18 protein-coding genes are annotated in these 19,536 nt (G+C 35.5%); 8 read left to right on the forward strand and 10 right to left on the reverse strand.

Annotated features, from left to right (window positions below):
* Positions 1-91: 91 nt before the first annotated feature.
* Positions 92-637 carry a hypothetical protein gene (locus tag PGH12_RS06905; protein WP_267597438.1) on the forward strand — a complete coding sequence of 182 codons (546 nt, stop codon included), beginning with the start codon at positions 92-94 and terminating at the stop codon, positions 635-637.
* 348 nt (positions 638-985) lie between these two features.
* Here the strand turns inward: PGH12_RS06905 and PGH12_RS06910 are convergent, their stop codons facing one another.
* Entirely contained in the window at positions 986-1,270 is a 285-nt protein-coding gene (locus PGH12_RS06910; protein ID WP_267597439.1) for a hypothetical protein, read from the reverse strand.
* A gap of 348 nt (positions 1,271-1,618) precedes the next feature.
* Positions 1,619-1,894, reverse strand: coding sequence for a hypothetical protein (locus PGH12_RS06915; RefSeq protein ID WP_267597440.1), 276 nt, complete (start codon positions 1,892-1,894; stop codon positions 1,619-1,621).
* A 421-nt stretch (positions 1,895-2,315) separates the two neighbouring features.
* On the opposite strand from PGH12_RS06915, the gene PGH12_RS06920 reads away from it, so the two are divergent.
* The gene (locus PGH12_RS06920; RefSeq protein WP_267597441.1) at positions 2,316-4,295 is read left to right on the forward strand and encodes an ATP-binding protein; all 1,980 of its coding nucleotides are present in this window, start codon (positions 2,316-2,318) and stop codon (positions 4,293-4,295) included.
* A 6-nt stretch (positions 4,296-4,301) separates the two neighbouring features.
* Here PGH12_RS06920 and PGH12_RS06925 read toward each other — a convergent pair whose 3' ends face one another.
* Positions 4,302-4,859 (reverse strand): helix-turn-helix domain-containing protein, encoded by a 558-nt coding sequence (locus tag PGH12_RS06925; protein ID WP_267597442.1) that lies wholly within the window; start codon positions 4,857-4,859, stop codon positions 4,302-4,304.
* 450 nt (positions 4,860-5,309) lie between these two features.
* Between PGH12_RS06925 and PGH12_RS06930 the strand changes: the two genes are divergently transcribed.
* The 5 genes from PGH12_RS06930 to PGH12_RS06950 all read left to right on the forward strand — a co-directional run bounded on the left by PGH12_RS06930 (position 5,310) and on the right by PGH12_RS06950 (position 9,253).
* A complete protein-coding gene (locus PGH12_RS06930; protein WP_267597443.1) occupies positions 5,310-6,401 on the forward strand; it encodes a sensor histidine kinase in 1,092 nt (363 codons plus the stop codon).
* Between the two features lie 541 nt (positions 6,402-6,942).
* Complete coding sequence (locus PGH12_RS06935) at positions 6,943-8,001, forward strand: 3-oxoacyl-ACP synthase III family protein (protein ID WP_267597444.1); 1,059 nt, start codon at positions 6,943-6,945, stop codon at positions 7,999-8,001.
* A gap of 170 nt (positions 8,002-8,171) precedes the next feature.
* Positions 8,172-8,441, forward strand: a complete 270-nt coding sequence (locus PGH12_RS06940; RefSeq protein ID WP_267597445.1) for a hypothetical protein — start codon at positions 8,172-8,174, stop codon at positions 8,439-8,441.
* Positions 8,442-8,584: 143 nt separating this feature from the next.
* Positions 8,585-8,950, forward strand: coding sequence for a hypothetical protein (locus PGH12_RS06945; RefSeq protein WP_267597446.1), 366 nt, complete (start codon positions 8,585-8,587; stop codon positions 8,948-8,950).
* An 84-nt stretch (positions 8,951-9,034) separates the two neighbouring features.
* A complete protein-coding gene (locus PGH12_RS06950; RefSeq protein ID WP_267597447.1) occupies positions 9,035-9,253 on the forward strand; it encodes a hypothetical protein in 219 nt (72 codons plus the stop codon).
* Positions 9,254-9,509: 256 nt separating this feature from the next.
* Here the strand turns inward: PGH12_RS06950 and PGH12_RS06955 are convergent, their stop codons facing one another.
* The gene (locus tag PGH12_RS06955) at positions 9,510-9,962 is read right to left on the reverse strand and encodes a PA2169 family four-helix-bundle protein (RefSeq protein ID WP_267597448.1); all 453 of its coding nucleotides are present in this window, start codon (positions 9,960-9,962) and stop codon (positions 9,510-9,512) included.
* A 426-nt stretch (positions 9,963-10,388) separates the two neighbouring features.
* Here PGH12_RS06955 and PGH12_RS06960 point away from each other — a divergent pair, with 426 nt between their 5' ends.
* On the forward strand, positions 10,389-10,682 hold the full coding sequence (locus PGH12_RS06960) for a hypothetical protein (RefSeq protein ID WP_267597449.1): 294 nt from the start codon (positions 10,389-10,391) through the stop codon (positions 10,680-10,682).
* A gap of 377 nt (positions 10,683-11,059) precedes the next feature.
* Here PGH12_RS06960 and PGH12_RS06965 read toward each other — a convergent pair whose 3' ends face one another.
* From PGH12_RS06965 to gntA, 6 genes are all read right to left on the reverse strand, one after another.
* Positions 11,060-12,022, reverse strand: a complete 963-nt coding sequence (locus PGH12_RS06965) for a YihY/virulence factor BrkB family protein (RefSeq protein ID WP_267597450.1) — start codon at positions 12,020-12,022, stop codon at positions 11,060-11,062.
* Between the two features lie 572 nt (positions 12,023-12,594).
* Complete coding sequence (locus tag PGH12_RS06970; protein ID WP_267597451.1) at positions 12,595-14,451, reverse strand: PAS domain-containing sensor histidine kinase; 1,857 nt, start codon at positions 14,449-14,451, stop codon at positions 12,595-12,597.
* Between the two features lie 33 nt (positions 14,452-14,484).
* Positions 14,485-15,273, reverse strand: a complete 789-nt coding sequence (locus tag PGH12_RS06975; RefSeq protein WP_267597452.1) for a cyanophycinase — start codon at positions 15,271-15,273, stop codon at positions 14,485-14,487.
* 55 nt (positions 15,274-15,328) lie between these two features.
* A complete protein-coding gene (gene cphA, locus PGH12_RS06980) occupies positions 15,329-17,893 on the reverse strand; it encodes a cyanophycin synthetase (RefSeq protein WP_267597453.1) in 2,565 nt (854 codons plus the stop codon).
* A 98-nt stretch (positions 17,894-17,991) separates the two neighbouring features.
* On the reverse strand, positions 17,992-18,576 hold the full coding sequence (locus tag PGH12_RS06985) for a DUF1989 domain-containing protein (protein WP_267597454.1): 585 nt from the start codon (positions 18,574-18,576) through the stop codon (positions 17,992-17,994).
* Between the two features lie 3 nt (positions 18,577-18,579).
* Positions 18,580-19,257 (reverse strand): guanitoxin biosynthesis heme-dependent pre-guanitoxin N-hydroxylase GntA, encoded by a 678-nt coding sequence (gene gntA, locus PGH12_RS06990; protein WP_267597455.1) that lies wholly within the window; start codon positions 19,255-19,257, stop codon positions 18,580-18,582.
* Positions 19,258-19,536 lie beyond the last annotated feature (279 nt).

A 19,536-nucleotide genomic window follows, 5' to 3' on the forward strand; every position in this document is an offset into this window, starting at 1 on the left:
TTCAAAGAAAAAATATATTTTCAAACTGGTTAATGAGCAGAGTGAAAAAATTGATTTTCTGGAAATAAGGGTCTATTTTAATCGGAAGTGTATGATTTGTACTTTAAAATCAGTACATGACCAGTCTTTGTATGAAAAGGATCTGCCATTTCATTCAGATGGCTTTTTCAACAGACATACTTTTTTGTTCAATTCAAAACCTATTGATAGTTGGTTTCCTGAATCTGTTACCTATAGATTTGATCATACTGTGGAATCTTTGACAGCATCCCTCAATCAGATGAGTCAGGATCTTACAAACCAGGGAAGATCATTCTTTGAGGCAGATGCAGAACTCAATCCGGTCTTTTTATTTGGTAGGAATTATATCAATGACCTGCAAGTAGACAAAGATGAACTGGCCAATGAACTACAGCAAGAGACAGATAGCGGACGATTTTTCAAAATGATCGAAAATGAAACGTTTAAGGATTTAATAGAGCATCTTTCTGAAGTTTGGATATTTCCGAAGGAAGATGATCTGAGAGATTATTCGCTGGAAGACAAAAAGTATTATTTTGCATTTAATTTACTGTACTACTACATTAATCAGGGGATAAAAAAAGTAATAAGAAATTCGATCTATCAAGACCAATAGAGAATAATCCAGCAGCTATAATAGGATTAGGAAAAGATTTGAAAGCAGACGAAAAAAGAAGACATAACTGCAATCAATTCCTTAAATACAATAAGAAAGGACATTGATAAAGTTTGAAATATTTTTGCGGAGGGTTTGGAACGCTCCGTTTCAGGATATCCAAAAAGATTTTTCCGCAGGGACAACGGAATATATTAGCCATAGCAAATCGGCTACCCTCGTAAGTAATGTTGAACTTTAAATTATGATTTCAATATGACGGAATGAAGTAAATAACACAGATGTTGTCGATACTATTTTATGAGTATATTGGCTTCCTGACTTTTTTCTTTAGTAGTAAAAGATTTATTAATAAAATGAGATTTCTTTAAACTCTGGGTTTTTTCCTTCAAAATAAAAGATATTTTTCACTTCAATCGCCAAGAAGTATTCGTAAATACAGATATCTACGACAATATCTTCTTCAAAGATGAATATCGTTTCGTAATTAATTGGACTTAATTTAAAGTTTCTGTAAAACCAGATAGAATGTTCTGATTTCTTCGTTGGACTACCAAATCTTTTTTGGATATCACTTTTAGATTCGTAAAGATTTTCATTGATTAATTTCCTGAGTCTTTCTACTTGCTTCATAATTTATTTTTCTAATTGTTTTTGACTAATTGTTATCGTGCGTAGGGAATGATAAAAAAAAATAATTTTTAGTATTAGTAAAATTTGCACTGATTGAGGTTCTGAGGTTCAAATATGTAAATATTATATTCTCTTAAATTTGAAAAGTTAAAGTACAACTTTTTTACAAGTTGACGATTAATGTAAAGAGTTGGATGTGTAAATTAAAATTAGAGATATTTGGAAACAGCAAAAAAAGAAGAAACAGTGATGCAAGAATGTATGATTTTGAAGGTTCACAATTATGGTATATCTTCACTTAAAAGGTCACGGTATAATATTATTACCAAGAAAATGTGGGCAATGATTTTAATAATTATCATGGTAAGGAGACTGTATTAATTCAGCTTTTTTGCACAACAGATGGGTATAGTAAGATTTCCGACCACTTTGTGGATCGATCTGGATTTCACTTTCTATTTTAATGTTCAAAAGCCAAAGATCTGATTTTTTCATTTCCATATAAAATGGGCTGAATAAACACAGCACTTTAAACTGTTGTTTTTTTACATCACCTACAAAATCGACAATGATCCATTGGTCTGTTGTTTTAATATCTTCGCGAATAATTGCCTTTAACTTCATAGTTGAAAATCACTAAATTCATATCATAAATGTACTCATTTTATTAGCACAAAATTTGTATCTGTTTCAGCACGAGATTCAACCTATTAAATATTTCTTACAACGACCAAGGAAGATACATTAACACTTTTACAGGAAGCAGCCGAAGGATTTGCAGGTGAGCCTACTTTACTCTTTGAGCACGCAATTGGTTTACTTCAGTACGCAGCGGTACAGAAAAATATTGTGGACTCATGCCGAAAACTAAGAATGAAGTTTGTCACTTATCATTCGTTCTTTGCGATTGAAGATTTGCTTTGTACTTCATAAAAATATCATTCCAATAAAGCTTTTTGTAACACGTATTCCCGAACATTTATAGAATTTCATCTACCCTATTTGGAGGAAAATAAAAGGACTTTTATTTATCTTTGTAAGAGTTATGATTACCGAAGAAAATTTGTCCGATAAAAATTTCAGCCCTGATTTAATCATCCAGGCACTAGTTACATCTCCTGCACCGACATCCATCTATTCGGGAGAAAATATGGTCATACGTTTTGCAAATGAGGGCATGCTGGCTCTATGGGGCAGAGACTCATCAGTCATAGGCAAACCTTTGATGGAAGCAATTCCGGAACTTGAAGGACAACCCTTTTTAGAGTTGTTGCGGGAGGTTTGGCGCACGGGTAAAACCTATTCCGTTCATGAGGCTCCCGCAAAACTGATCAAGAACGGCGTGGAAACACTTGATTATTTTGATTACGAGTATAAGGCACTGTCCGATCACAACAATAAAACGTGGTGCATTCTAAATACTGCGCTGGAGGTAACTTCGCGCCGGGATTTTTTACAACAGATAAAACAAAAGGAGGAAATTGAAAAAGCACTTAACGAGGAAATGGCCGCCACCCTTGAAGAGCTTACAGCTACGAACGAAGAACTCAACAACTCGCTGCAGCAGCTGGCAGAAAGCAGAGAATACATCAGGACAATCATTGAACAAGCCCCTGTCGGAATTGCCATGTTGAAAGGTCCTGAACATATTATTGAGATCGCAAATCCAGCAATTCTTACCATCTGGGGGCGTAAAGAATCGGAAATCATTGGCTATCCGCATGAGACAGCAAGACCGGAAATGCTCAACCAACCTGTCAATACCTGGCTAAAAGAAGTATACCGAAGCGGAAAGCCCAAGATCAATACTGAATTTACGGTCAATTTATACCATAATGGGGCTTTGAGGGAAGCCATCGTTAATTCCATTTACCAACCGATCTTTAATGATCGCGGTGATATTACAGGTGTTCTTATGATTATCGAAGAAATTACTGAGCAGGTTTTGGCGCGCCGGAAGAATGAAAATGATCAGCAGATGCTGGCTCTTGCCATAGATGCCGGTCAACTTGCCACCTTCTATTACCAGCCTGCTACAAACCTATTTTCAGGTAATAATCTGCTGAAATCATGGTTCGGCTTGTCTTCGGATGAACATTTAGACCTTTCCATTGCGTTGGCGGCGATCTTGCCGGAAGACCGTGACCGTGTTGCTACAGCAATCACAGATGCGCTTGACAGAGACTCTGACGGCCATTATTCTATAGAATACAGAATCCAAAATAAAAAAGACAAACAGATCAGGCTGCTTCAGGCAAACGGACGAGCTTTCTATGATCAGGACGGCAATCCGATGAGTCTTAATGGTACTCTTAGGGATATTACGATACAAAAAAAAGAGGAAGAACGAAAAGATGATTTTATGGGCATGGTCAGCCATGAACTCAAAACCCCATTGACATCACTAAAGGCATATATCCAGATTTTACAACGAATAGGACTAAAAGAAGAAAACACCCAGCAGCAAAATATACTCGAAAAATGTTTGAAGCAGACTGATTATATGAACAGTATGATCAATGGTTTTCTTAATGTATCCAGACTCGATACCGGACAAATGCATATAGAGAAGAAAGCTTTTGATTTTCAGGCATTGTTCTCGGAGATCGAGGACGAAGTAATTTCAACTAACCATTCCCGTGATTTTGTTTTTAAATATTCCGGGCAGACGATGATTCTTGCAGATCGGGAAAAAATAGCGCAGGTGCTCCACAATCTTATTGGAAATGCGGTCAAGTATTCTCCGTCGGGCACTTTGATTACTGTAGAGTATCACATATATAAGCATACCAATTTGATCATTACCATTCAAGACCAGGGAATAGGAATACCCACAGAAGATCTAGACCGAATATTCGACCGTTATTACCGCGTAAAAGATATAAAAAGCAGATCCATAGCAGGATTTGGTATAGGCCTTTACCTTTCTAAAGAGATTATTGAACTGCACGACGGTATTATTCAAGTGGAAAGTTCAAAAAATGAAGGAACCGTATTCTCAGTGGTCATTCCAGTTATGACATAAAAATAATCAATTAAATGTCTTTCTGAACTCCAGAGGCGATACGTTTGTCTTTGACTTGAAAAGTTTGCTAAAAGATTGTGAATGTTCAAAGACCAATCCATATGCAATTTCCGAAAAGAATAGATTCGTCGTTGATAATTTTTCTTCAGCTTTTCTATGAATGTATTGCTGTGTGTTTAAGCCTGTCAGTGAACTCAACATGTCACTTACATAGCGTTGGGATAGATTTAATTCCGTATAGAATATTACCGATGGCATACCATTTTTCAAACTATTTTCTTCTTTAAAATAGTTGGTTAAAAGTTTGTCCAAAGAAGTGATAATGTCGTGATTGACCGCTTTCCCTGTAATACATTGACTATTGTAAAAAAGATTGCTGTAATTCAACAACAGCACTAATTGCGACACCCTAACATCCTGGCTGAAAACGTCAATATTGTTTTCTAATTCATTTGCTACAGTAACAAATAAATTGGCTGTAATTTCTTTTTCCTTTGCTGATAAAAACAAGGCTTCTGAAACATCATAAGAGAAAAATCCAAATTGATTGATTGTTTTTCCCAATAGATAATTTCGGATAAAGTCGGGATGGAAATACAAAGCGATCCCTTATTTAACTTTTTAGATAGTACACCATCTGACAGGTTAGAATTAAATTTAAATTACGACACCAACGATAATATAGTGTTTGTCTTAAAAAAGTTGTCGTTAGCACATTTAATTAATGATTCATATGGTATTCATCATAATCAAGTATCATTATGTGCAAATAAGAACTTTACAGTGGCTATTTTCAAACCAGGCCCACTGCCATTAAAGACTGTTCACAGAATCAAAATGCAAACAAAAATAAAGTAATAGGCCCTTCACAATAGTTTTTTAGCGATATTGCAACAGAATGAAATATAATTATCATATTCCAATTTTCCAATCATTGACGTAACTTCATTAGGGTTATATTATATCACCTTAATTTTGTACTTTAGTAATGTAGTAATGCTAAATACTTTCTTTATGCAGAATAAAAGTCAACAAATAATCTCGTTAATTGAACTCAATGAAGAGCTGGAAAACTATTTTAGCAATACGATCATCCCTCAGCTTTTCGTAGATGCCAATCTGGTACTACGAAAATTCACCCCTCCTGCGATGAAGCATTTTAAACTGAAAGATGAGTTTATCGGAAGGCCACTGGAAGAAGTAGAAGAAAATTTTCGTTACCACTCTATCATTGATAATATCCAAGTAGTGATTGCTACAGGAAAAATTTTGGAAAAAGAGATACAGACAACGGATCTTCGCTGGTATCAGATGAACATTCTACCTTATATTGTTCGTAAAGAAAGTAAAACGAATGGGGTCATTATCACTTTTATTGATATCACTTCCCGTATACGTGATCTGAAAGAGCAGGAAAGTATGATTGCTGAACACGAGCTCTTACTCGATACCGTTGCCCATGACTTAAAAAATCCGATTCATGGAATTGGAATGGTTACCGAGCTGCTGAGAAGATTGCAGGAAAAGAAAAACATGGAAAAGCTTCCGGTTTTACTCCATAATATAGAGAACAGTTTGGAGTCTATGAAGAAAGTTATTGGTGATTTGATGGATTTCCGTTGGAAGGAACCTAACAAGGTGGCAGCTGCGGAATTGATTGACCTGGAGAGTATACTGGAAGATGTAAGGTTGACCCTTGCCCCGCAGATTCAGGAATCACAAGCTGTGATTACCGTGAATCTCGAATGCTCAGAAGTCACATTTGTCAGACGAAAGCTGCGCAGCATTGTTTATAATCTTGTGAGTAATGCGATCAAATATACACGTGCAGACCATCATCCGGAAATTACGATCACAAGTGTCAGAGAAGAAGATTATGTTGTATTCAGTGTTGCTGATAAGGGGATTGGCATGAATGAAAATGAGTGCACGCTTATTTTTGAGAAGTTTCAAAGGGTAAAAAGTACGTTCGAAGGTTCTGGCGTCGGTTTATATTTGGTAAAAGCTATGGTAAATGCTGCAGGTGGCAAAATTGAATTGGAAAGCAAACCCGGGAAAGGCTCTGTTTTTAAAGTATTCATAAAGATGGAACCATCTCTGATTTAGATATCCAACCTTATTTAGCACATATTCCAAAAGTCTGCCGCACATTTGATCTTGTTTGTTCCGTGTTTATGCGTTCCTGGCTTTATGAAATATTACTAGAAAATCCATCATCAATGATTCGCTAACTTCCTTTTATTCATTAAAATATGCACAGGGGGGACAAGCGTATAAATTCAGCTCTATTCAAGTTGTTTGAAAGTTTAATATTTAATCCATGCTTTTAATATAGAATCAAAATCATTTTATAATACATCTAATTTAAAAATATTCTAGACACATTTCTACTACACAAGTTTTTAACGTACCTAATTATTTTTAATTAACATTATTTATTTCTTCATTTTTTATAATTGTAAAAAATTTACGAATACCTTTTATTACCACTAGAGAAATTATTTCAACAGTATAACTCTTAATTATCAGCTACCCATAGCTCCACTGAAAATTTTATGACAATAATCATAATTTCAACTTAATCCTTTTTTTTAAATTCGAAGAATTTTAAAAGATTTGAACAAAACGAAGAGCTTAAATATATATCATGACAAGTAAAATTATTGGTGTGGGAAGCTATCTACCCTCTGAAATCATACCCAATTCATTTTTTCAGAATCATCATTTCCTCGATGAAAATGGCAAAGAGCTCATGCAGAATAATGCTGTTATTGCAGAAAAACTTACAGAAATAACTGGAATACACGAACGGAGATATGCCTCCGAAAATTTGGTTGCTTCAGATTTAGGATTTTTTGCAGCTCGGGAGGCGATAAAAGATGCTCAGATCGATCCTGAATCAATCGACTATATCATATTTGCTCAGAATTTCGGCGATATTTGCTACGGCAAAATACAGTCCGACGCAGTTCCTAGTTTGGCAGCACGAGTTAAACATCAACTTAGGATTAAAAATAATTACTGTGTTGCCTACGATGTTTTGTTCGGATGCCCTGGATGGATAGAGGGTGTTATTCAAGGTCATGCATTTATTAGAGCTGGTATAGCCAAAACCTGTCTTATTATCGGCGCAGAAACGTTATCAAGGGTTGTTGATGCTCATGACAGAGACAGCATGATCTTTGCAGATGGTGCAGGAGCTGTTATCATTCAGGCTTCCCGCGGCGAGGCGGGCATTCAATCTCATACCTCGGCGTCTTTTACTCTTAATGAAAAAAACTATCTTGATTTTAGAAATTCTTATAATCGAGAAGATCGGTCGGCTACAAAATTCATGAAGATGAATGGACGAAAAATCTACGAGTTTGCTCTTTCAAAAGTACCACAGGCTATGAAAAAATGCCTTGACGACAGTGGCTTTGCAATTCACAACCTAAATAAGATATTAATCCATCAGGCTAATGAGAAGATGGATGAGGAAATTATCAAGCGTTTTTACAAATTATATGATATACCCGTACCGGATGATATCATGCCAATGATCATAAGTAAGACTGGAAATAGCAGTGTAGCAACCATTCCTACTCTGCTCTCAATGATTTTAAATAACGAATTACCCAATCATCAATTAAGAGAAAATGATATTGTGTTATTTGCATCAGTAGGAGCAGGAATGAATATTAATGCTTTTGTTTATAAATTTTAGTAATAAATCTGCAGATTGAAGATTAAGTAAATTTTGTTGTTCTATCCAAAAATGATACGTTGATTATACGCAATAATGTATGTCAAAAAAAATTTCATTTGGAATTATTTTTGATTGTATCCATGAAGTGATGTTTATTTCATATCCCACAATAAAAAAAATACTGAAATATGTTTAAAAAGACAATTAAAGAACTTTTGCTACAGGATTTGATAGAGACTAAACAGATGCTGATAGATGCATTTGACGACAAAGACGTTCCCTTTATCAAAGGTGGAGCAATTGACCAGTTTTTTACGAGTAAAGCTTTGGAATTTCAACGAAATGTCATTTTTTACAATTCTATAAGTTCAGGATCTTTAGAGGAGAATGAAGAAAATAAATCTGAGATTTCACCACCTGTAGAAAAGATTGCGAACGATCTGACAGATATCAAGTAAAAACTCGTCTATTGATCTTATGCAGCGAGACCAAAATAAATAAAAACAGAACAGATCAAAGAAGACCTAATTTTTCAATAATTACTTTTTGTTACAGGTTAATTTGTGAAATTACTCAGTCACAATTTCAAAACAATAGATATATGACTCAGGCAGCTACATTGACATTGCTTCGTCAAATTTCAGAAGATTACAAAGATAATCCTGAGCATATGTACGATGAAGCCGTCGCATTGTTACAATATGCAGCGGTACAGAAGAACATAGAATTTGACGGCTATTTTCGGACAAAGTGGGAAATTGAAGAGGATCATCCTATGACTTTTGGAGATGAATATTTTGAGAATGAAAACCGAAGTGAATTGTATGTTTATTTGGCTGCTGATGCGAGTAAAGAAATCTATGAATGTCTGGAATTCGCTTACAATTTAACCCATCAGCCAAACTTGTCAAAAGAACGATTACATCAGGAGATTAATTTGTTAAGAGAAGAAGGTGTAACCTTCTGAATTGGCAAGCGGTCTTCACTACATTTAAATACGTTTCTATAATCGTAACCCACTTTTTTACTATCTTAGAGAAAACTGATCACCATGAAAAAACTTCTATTTTTTCTCATGCTTTTTCCTGCTTTTCTATTTGCTCAAAGTGACTGGGAATACGTGGGTACCGATTCCGAAAATGCTAAATATTATATTAAGGACATTAATAAGAAAAAATATTCGACAAAAATTACAGTTTGGATTAAGATTGTAGACTCTGACAAAACTGTTAAATCGAAGAAGGGCAATATTATAATAAAAGGATTGTAGAATGCGATGATAAAACGATTGAAATAACCTCAATAACAAATATAATTTTGAAGGAAAAGTAATATTAAGTGATAGAGGAAGCTACAGACCCCAAGCGGTTGTTCCCGATTCCATTGGAAAAGCAGTAGTTATTCAAGCTTGTGCTCATCAGGATTAAAAAAGAATCTGAACTTAGTTATCTAAATGGAATTATTGATCAAAAAAAACTCCTAAAAGACTTCGCTTTCAGGAGTTAACCAAATGATAACTATATATATTAATCTACATTCGTGTTAAGTGTTTCAAATTTCGCATAAGAAGATTTTAATTGTTCCAACTGATGGGCAACTACGCTCGTGCTCAGAGGGCATAAATTACCATCTTCCAATGCTTCTTCATATGCATCGATCGCAGCGCTTTCACCAAATACTACATTTTCTAATGTAGATTCCGCATGGTCTCCACTGAATGCATTTTTAACATCGATCCATGTTCTATGCAATGCACCTGCCGTTGTAGATGTATCATCCACTTCACCTCCCTTTTCACTGATTAATGCTATCAAATCGGATTTCATGGTCTGTGATTCTCTCACCATCTGATCATAATCATTTTTCAAAGATGAATACGTTTCCCATACTTTGTCTTCTACCTTACTAAATCCCTTGATTCGGTCGTTTGTAATATTCAACAAATCGTTTAAAGTTGAAACTGTTTTGCTGTTGTCCATAATAATATTTTTTGTTAGTGTACTCACATATTTGCAATAGCCGTACCATGTGGTATCTGTACAAATGCTAAATTTTTCATAAAAAATATAGAGGTATTATAAGCTGTTTTATAGTTCCTAAAACATTTTAGTGAAACATAGCCACTGTTTCCTAAACACTAAAAAACTTAATTTTTCTTGTACGTCGAAAAAGATTTCCATTTAAAAAGTAATAATAAAGGATACTACTAAGGGTTATCATTTAGTTATTAAAATCTGCGTTTGATCGTATCAAGCTAAATGTTCCTGTACTTTCAAATATTTTTAAATAAATTTAGAAGACCATTTATGACAATAACGATAATCTAGTATGTTTAGCTGTACTATATTTAACATCCAGAACATTATCAGCAAGATGCTGATAATCCTACCAAATCTAAAGAAGATATGAAGAACAACACATCTTATAGCTTGACAAAAATTATATCAGCAGTTAATAATCAATTTGCAATATTAACTGAAGAGGAAGTCGAATTGTGTATTAGTAATGAAAGTGTATTATATATAAAACTAGGTAGTCTTACTTATCCGATTAATCATGAAACACTCTCCAGCTATTTGAAAAAAAATAATTATGATCAAAATAGTGAGGATGAAAATGAAGTCATAAGCAAATATTTAGTCAACAAATTAATGACGTTGGTGAATGAAATGAGCTATGCGCATTCGCAAAAAAACTGATACTGCGAATAAGAAAGTGAAATTAAGTAAACTTATTTATGCGGACCATTAGATGACCATTTAGTGGTCAACATGTACAAAACCCATCTAATTTAAACCATTTTTCGATCAATAGTTTAAATCAAGTTACATGTTCAAAAGGAGTCCTATGGAATTATTTTATTTAATAATCACCGATTATCTTTGAAAGCGGTTTTGCATACGATCAACACAAAATAAGTTAAGTTGATCGTCCTTCATTATCGAGCAATTTATTATTACAACAAGAAAAAGATAGTATAAAAAGTCAATTAATGTAAAAAGAGCCAATATCTAACTCGTTTTTACATTAAATTTGAAGACCTACTTATCTGTAAAATTTTTTTACAATAATTGTACTAATTAATAGTTTTGCCAGCTTTACTTCCAGCAGGCTCCGCACCAGGTACTATTTCCTTAGCGTCTTCTGCCGGAATGATTTGCGGACTCCATTTAGCATGTTTTGCGGGTTTAAGTTGATAACCCATTGTTTTAGTATAGACTTTTGTAAATTCCGCCCCGAAGAAAATAATCTGGCAGGTATAGTTGATCCAGAGGAGCAGTAAAATAATGGTTCCTGCGGCGCCAAACGATGAACTAGGATTGAACTTATCAAAATAGAAAGTCAAAATATATTTTCCAAGCGTAAAAAGCACAGCTGTTACTGCCGCTCCTACCCAAACAGACTTCCATTGGATCTGAATATCAGGCAAAATTTTAAACATAGCTGAAAAAAGAACTAAAGTCACTAAGAAGCCTACTGATAGGTTAATAATATTTACAAAAACAAGAGTCTCAAAACCAAACCTTCGGATAACCCAATCATTTGTCAGACCGATAAAAGAACTTAACAGCAGAGTAATTAGTAAAAGAAAAGCTATGACAATGATCATTCCTAACGAATTGGCACGGTCCAGCAAATATTTTTCCCATGCCTTCTTAGGGGCGGCTACTACATCCCAAAGTTTATTCAAAGTTTTTTGAAATTGAAAAAACAACGAGGTTGCACCAAAAACAAGCGTTACAATCCCGACAATCTTCATGATTACATTTTTTTTGTCAATCATTCCACCTATAACCATATCCTCAAGACTTTTTCCGACATCCTTGCCCATCATGCTGCCGATTAGTTTAGTTATTTCGCCTTGTACAGCTTCTGCACCAAAGAATATTCCTGTAATCCAAATAACAATAATCAGAAGTCCAGGTATTGAAAAAATTGCACTGTACGCTAAACTCGCTGCTTCTGTACCTAGATCGCGTGCGCTCCAATCTTTATAAGTATCCTTTAAAATGTTCCAAAAGTTTTTTAGTTTTATCATAATTAAGTTTTTATTTGCAAATCAATAATGGTCTAATACTACAGATTTATCATTCAATTTAAAGACCTTCAAATTCCGTACCTTGGATTGTTTTGAACAGCCATGGATTGATTTATTCATTTGGATAGGGTTAAGAATTACCAATTCCAGGAAGCTCTCCCTAAAGAAATATACCATGACGATTATAAGAACTCTATAACGGAGAAATGAATTTCGATTTCTGGATACCGGTCTATGAACAATTGTCCAGCATGATATGGTTGTTCCAATTTCGCAGAAAGAAGAATTTACCATACCCATTATGAAGAAAAGACACTTCGTGGAAATCTAGAGATTCCAAGGCCATTGCTCACATCAAAGTTTTAATCAAGAAGTTTATCTGACACTTCCTCAAGTAATGTGATTCAGTATATAGTGCATACAATTATTTATTCCAAACAACTTAATGGTAGTTTGAATAACTTCTGAAGTAAATTCATTAGGATACGAGATATAAAATGTCGCGTCATAAACTTTAAGGCAATACAGGAATTTTATAATTAAGAATTTATCAAAATTTATATACCCAAAGACTAAAGGTGTTGATCCAGATAAAATCGAAAAATAGTCCCTATGCCCTTTTGACTTTTCACTTCTATTTCCGTATTATGGCTGCGTAGAATTTCTGCTACGATATATAGACCTATCCCAAATCCTGAAATGGTTCCTAATTCTTGGCTTTCAGCTCTAAAAAAACGATCAAATAAATTTTTCTGGTCATTTTTGCTTATTCCGATACCTTCATCACTGACATATACCAAAATCCTCCCCTCTTTTTCTTTACATCCTATATTGATCGTACCACCGGAAGGCGAATATTTTATAGCGTTAGACAACAAGTTGGTGAATACCTGCCCCATTTTATCCCGATCCGCAAAAATTTTCATGGTCTCGCTGCAAGATATTTTTATGCTGTGATTTGAGCTTATAAGCTCTGCCTCAGTTCTAGCCTCTTCAAATAATTCTTTTATGTCGAAGACTTCCTTCCGTATATGTAATTTTCCTTCTTCAATTCGAGCCAAGCTTAGAAAATCGTGAACCATAGAAACCATTTTCTGGGTTTGAGTTTCAATTTTGGCACTGATTTGATAAGCAATCTCCTCAGGCTTCATTTTGTATTTTGTTTGCAAGACCTGAGAATATAATAAAATTGAAGTTAAAGGTGTTCTGAGCTCATGACTGACTATGGACACAAAATCATTCTTCCTTCTTTCTTCCTGTTTTTTTTCAGTGATATTACGCGCAATCTTTGAAACACCCAATATTTCACCTTCATCATTTTTGATTGGTGAAATCGTTAGCGAAACATCAATCAGCTTATTGTCTTTGGTAAGACGTTTCGTTTCAAAATGTTTAATAGATTCTTTCGCTTTTATTCTTTCAATGATGTAGTCCTCCTCATTTTTACGGTCTTCAGGAATAAGCTGTAACACGGACTTACCGATAATTTCATCCGCTGTATAGCCGAACAGTTCTTCTGCAGCATAGTTCCAACTTGTGATTACTCCATTCAATGTTTTTCCTACTATGGCATCATTGGAAGAATTAATTATGGCTACCAATTCAGCATTTTTTGTTTCTGTTTTTTTAAATTCCGTAATATCAACCATCGTACCGATGATTCTTCGAAGGCTTTTTGCGTGAGTAAAATACGTTGAGCCCTGAACTTTTAACCAAGCTATCGACTGATCAGATTTAAGAATGCGACATTCAAAGTCGAAATGGCTGTCACTTTTACTTTCCATTAAATTTCTGAATGTCTGATTGACATTTGCAAGGTCATCTATATGAATTAAGTTTAAAATCGATTCGTTATTAAATCGGTCTAAAGTAAGATTCATGATTTTCATTGATTGATCGGAAAACAGTATTTTACCTTCCTCAAAATCCCAGTCCCAAGTTCCTAATTGGGTAGCTTGAATAGCCAACCTTAGGCGTTCCTCACTTTCTTCCAATAAAAGCAGAAGTTTGTTTTTCCTTTCTTCTTCTTTGATCAAAGGCGTCACATCTTTCGTAAAACACCTAGAATGTACAAATGTCCCGTCTTTAAATAATGCATTTGAGCTTATGGTGACATATTTTATACCTCCATTTTTACATTTAAGTTTCGCCGGAAAATCGTTTAAGATTTCATTATGTGTTAACCGATGGAGAATTTCATGAATAACATCAGCATCATTATGAAACTGACTGATTGGTAAGCCCACATACTCATCTTTGCTATACCCTAGCAAATCAAGTTCGGCTTGATTAGCCCAAATGATAATGCCGTCACCATTTACCCTATGTAAGGGTACTGAACCATTCTCGATAAAATCAGAAAGCTCCTCAAGTCTCTCTCTGAGTTTTTCATTTTCTTTTTCTATCATTATTGCCTTCTGGTTATTCATAACATTCAGTTTAGAAAAAATATTTTTAGAGTCTTAATCAGACATTTTAATTTTCCGTTCTGCAATAAGAAATTGTTTAGAAGGACCCAAGATATGTACTTTTATTCCTTCTACCGTAATCGGTTCGCCATCTTTGATATCTGCAAGATCAGTATAGTCGATATCGTCTCCATCAATGATTGTTACCAGCCCGGATCCTACTACTTCCATCATCCCATTCTTAATGATCACACAAGTGTCCTCTCCCAATCCAAGACCTAAAATACCCGGATTACAAGCGACCATTTGAATAAGCCTTCCGATCCTACCCCGTTGTGTAAAGTGAGTGTCAATAGTAACATTATTGATAAGATCCAGCCCATTGGTCAGCTCTAATGAACCTTTGATAAGCGCTTCCGGTGGACTTCCGGTAATAATCATTGTATTCGACATTGCGGAAGCTCCGGCACTGGTCCCCGCAAGAACAAATTTAGGCTCATCATAATACCGCTGTGTAATAAGGGTCAAAAGATCAGTACCTCCTAAAAGGCTGCTCAATTTTAACTGCTTCCCACCACTGAACAAGATCAAGTCGCACTCTTTTACTTTTTTTAAATTATCCTGATGATCTGCCTCTTTACGACCAGTGTAGTGAATAATAGATATTTTTGAAATGTTCAAGTCACTGAATACTTTGTTATATACTTCTGCAGCTTTTTCCGGTACATCGGTCGCAAGAGTGATCAGGCATATTTTAGGGTTTGTCTTACCGGTTTCACTTATAACTCGGCTCAAGATATCTTTTGATTCCTTCTTATCCTCTCCTCCTCCTATTGGGATCAATATTCCTTTTGGAATTACATTTTTCATGATAAAAGTTTAATTAATAATTTGATGTTTACAGTTTAATTTGGTAATGTGCAGCGACGTTCCTAGTGAGTCCCAACGTATGGATGGCATTATCCGCACAAATAACAACGTAGCTTCCTTTCTCCTCATTGTCAACAGCATACTGAATAGCAGTTTGCGTATCTGCGATGACTTTGTATTCCAACTCAGACTTAATATCTCGAATGCCCCGTGATAAAAGATCTACGATTGATTCCTCGCTTCTGCCTCTGGTATCACGATCAAACCTGATGATAATCTTATCATACATTGAAGCTGCGATCTGACCAAATTCAATAATATCAGCATCCCTTCGGTCTCCCGGAACCGCGATAATCCCGAGTTTTTTTGCCGGAATATTTTTAAGATAACCAGCAAGTGCTTTTAGTCCGTGCGGATTATGAGCATAGTCAACGATTACATTTACACCATTGATTTCAAATTCGTTGATCCGTCCGGGAGTATGTTCTTGGTCAGGAATGAAACTTCTTAATGCAGCTAATATTTGTTCCAGTTGAATCCCTGAAAAATAGGAGGCTAGAATTACAGGCAGTATATTCTCTGTCATAAAATTTGCTTTTCCTTTACGGGTAATTGGCGCATCTGCAGCATTAAACATGAAAATGTTACCTGTTCCGTTATAAAAGAAAATATCTTGATTGCTGTCTGCATAGACCGCATAACCGCCATCACTCATATGATTCTGAAGGTGAGTATTATTTTCATCATAACAAAATAAAGCCACATTACATGTCACCTTATCTTTCATCGCATATGCATAATCATCAGCAGCATTTAAAATAGCCCAGCCATCTTTTCTTACTGCCGCCGGAACCACTGCTTTTACATTTGCAAGATCCTCCACCGTATAAATATCTTTTAAACCCAGATGATCAGCTGCAACATTGGTAACAATAGCAATATCACACTGGTCGAATCCAAGACCTGATCTGATAATCCCGCCACGGGCACATTCCAATACTGCAAAATCGACGGTTGTATCTTGTAAAATAGTGCGCGCACTTTGCGGACCGGAGCAATCTCCTATCTGAATTTTCTCACCACCTACATAAATACCGTCAGTAGAACTAAACCCAACAGTATAACCTGCAGAAGCAGCCAGATGTGCCATCAACCGGGTGGTTGTTGTTTTACCATTGGTTCCGGTAATTGCAATGAGGGGAATACGACCATCATCTCCTGCGGGGAACATTAAATCAACTATCGGTTCACCAACATCACGTGCTGTTCCTTTGGTTGGATACTTATGCATCCTCAGACCTGGCGCAGCATTTACTTCGATAATCGCTCCTCCATTATCGTTGATGGGCTGACGAATGTCAGAACTCATGACATCAATACCGCAGATATCAAGACCAATTACTCTGGCTACTTTTTCCGCAAGCAATATATTGGATGGATGAATTAGGTCTGTAACATCTTCTGCTGTACCTCCTGTACTTAAGTTAGCCGTAGACCTTAAAAATATCTGCTCGCCTCTGGCAGGAATAGAATTGAATGTAAGCCCTTTCTTTTGAAGATGTAATTCTGTAGCGTGATCCAGACTGATTTTAGTTAAAATATCCTCGTGACCATGTCCACGCAAAGGATTAAGGTTTTCTTTTTCCACAAGTTCATAAATCGTTGAAAGACCATCACCAACAATAAAAGCAGGTTGCCGTTTAGAAGCAGCAATAAATTTATTCCCAATCACTAATAATCGATAATCTTCACCTTGAATTTCCTTTTCAACAATCACAAGTTTTGATATTTCCGCTGCAAACCGGAATCCTGCGAGAAGTTCTGCATGATCAGTAATTCCACAAGTTACGTTTCGCCCTTGATTACCATTAAAAGGTTTCGTGACCAATGGAAATCCCAGCTGTTCAATAATCAGTAAAAGTTCATTTTCATCGTGCACCAATTTACCTTTCGGGACCGGTAAATTGGCATTTCCCAAAAACTTCTTAGTATCTTCTTTATCACACGCAATATTTACTGCAATACAAGAAGTGTTGTGAGACATTGCTGCACTAATCCTTTTTTGGTTTTTGCCGTACCCTAAGATCGTATATCCCGCAGGACCCTTATTTACAGGAATATTTCTTCTCCTGGCAGCCTCGATAATCATAGAGGTTGAAGGCCCTTCACGATATTTTAGAGAAACTGCCTCTACTTTCACCCTGGCTTGATTAATTTTCAAAGGGATGTCTTTTAGAAATGATGATTCCATAATTTCTGATGCCAGGGTGAAAGCTTCTAAACCAACTTCCTCAATTTCATATTGCAGAAGTCCGTAAAAAATTCCCGGAGAGGGTAAAACTACATCATGGTAAAATGATGATCCCTGAAGAATAGCAGCTAAATGTAAAGTATATTCGAACACACACAACTTCATGTCTTCGTAAGAAGATTCAATTTGATAAGTGGTCTGGAAAAAATCGCTTATCAACTGCTGCTGTTTCCTTTTTATTTCCGCAATAGCCAAAGAATCATATTTAATAGCAATAAGACGGTGATGAGTGCGTGACCACATATTGGGTCCGCGCATAATTCTTATCTCATTCGTAATCATAGGGTGTTGTTTTTAATAAACAGAAAAAAAAGTAATCACTAAAATATCAGCCTCAAGATCTTGACTGCATTTTCTAAGCAGAAGAGAAGTATAATAAATTATTCTATCTTATATTGTATTGGTTTAAAAGACCCGCCATTACTGTCTTCTGCAGAACACGCCGTTAAGCAAACAAGTAAATCCATCTGTGCCCTAAATCTTATGAAGTCACCAGCTGTAGAGGTTGGCGGCAAGACGGTTAGCTTCCCTTGATTATCAAACTGCACATTCATAAATATATTAAAGGCCGTTGGGATGTCATCTTGTTTGATCCCTTTCGGTTCTAAATTTTTAGATAGATTTTCCAAACAGCTTGGGTGATAGCCCTCATAATCATACATGATTTCGAAAGTTTCTTTACTGCATGGTGCTAAAAGAAAATCATTTCTACCATTTGTATCTTCCAATATTTCCATCATCTTTCTGGATCTGTTGCTCCAAAGAAAGTTGCCGGTCGTAATAAGAATTGATTCTTCAAAATCAAGAGTTTTCCCCGACGAGAGCTTTTCGCCGAAATCTTTACTGTTGAAGAGAACCATGTCACTCACCTGCATTCCCTGCGGATCAATGACCGTTAAAATTTCATTTTTTTTTAAATAAAATGCTTTACCGCTCTGTCTTTCAATCGTTTTAATGTTACTCATTAATTAATTTGTTTTTTTGTGAAAAGGGCATTTCCATTGTGCTTCTACATTACGGCCACTGTACTGCCGAGTTTCAGAATCATCTCCGAAATCTTTTAATACCGGATTAATACTCCCTTGCAAAACTTGATCATTTTTACGGATGGTATCCCGGACTGCGTGATAAGTTCCCATTTCTCTCAGTTTGTCAAACTGCCAATGAAGATTAAATACCAGCGTTGTATATGGCGCCTTTCTAGCTATTCTCGAACTCGAAGGATGCATACCTATGATATAAAAAGCACGACCTTTTAAACTGAAACTAAAATAAGGATTATCCGGATCGTCACTTACTCTTTCATCCCATTCACAGTCGTCGAGTTCATGTAGTTTTTGAAGGGTAATCCAAAGATTTTTTTCAAAACTAATCTCATCCTTAAAATGATTATTAGGAAAAACTGCTAAGAATGACTCGAAGCTATTTCCTTCAAAATTATATTGGCTGATGTAATGATATAGATTAGCAATGAGCAATTCCAAACTTCCGGGATTGTGCATATCATCATAAACGTGCAGATGATATTTATCCATCTTAAACATTGCTTTCGCCATTATACAGGGATGCTGGCCATTTAAAATAAAGTCTTTATATTGATTCTCTATATTTTCAACTTCAGCTTCTGCTTGTACTATTGCTTTCATATCTACTCTATCTTTTAATGTATTAAGCCTAAAAGGAATTCTTAGCATCTATTTTATGAGTGTACACTCGCCATTGCACAACGTTTGCTGCTGTCTTTAACCGTACAAAATCAGCTGTGGCGAACAGGAAACCTATTATTTGCAAAATCCATACTCTAATTAAATTCTCCTTATGATGCAACTATGTGTTGAAAATTCTTGTAATCTTCATACCATAATTTCTGTTGTGAAAAGGTAATGAGTAAAACTAGCCATTCGACGATGTATAACTTTATGATA

This window comes from Chryseobacterium sp. CY350 (assembly GCF_027945075.1).
Classification (GTDB): Bacteria; Bacteroidota; Bacteroidia; order Flavobacteriales; family Weeksellaceae; genus Chryseobacterium.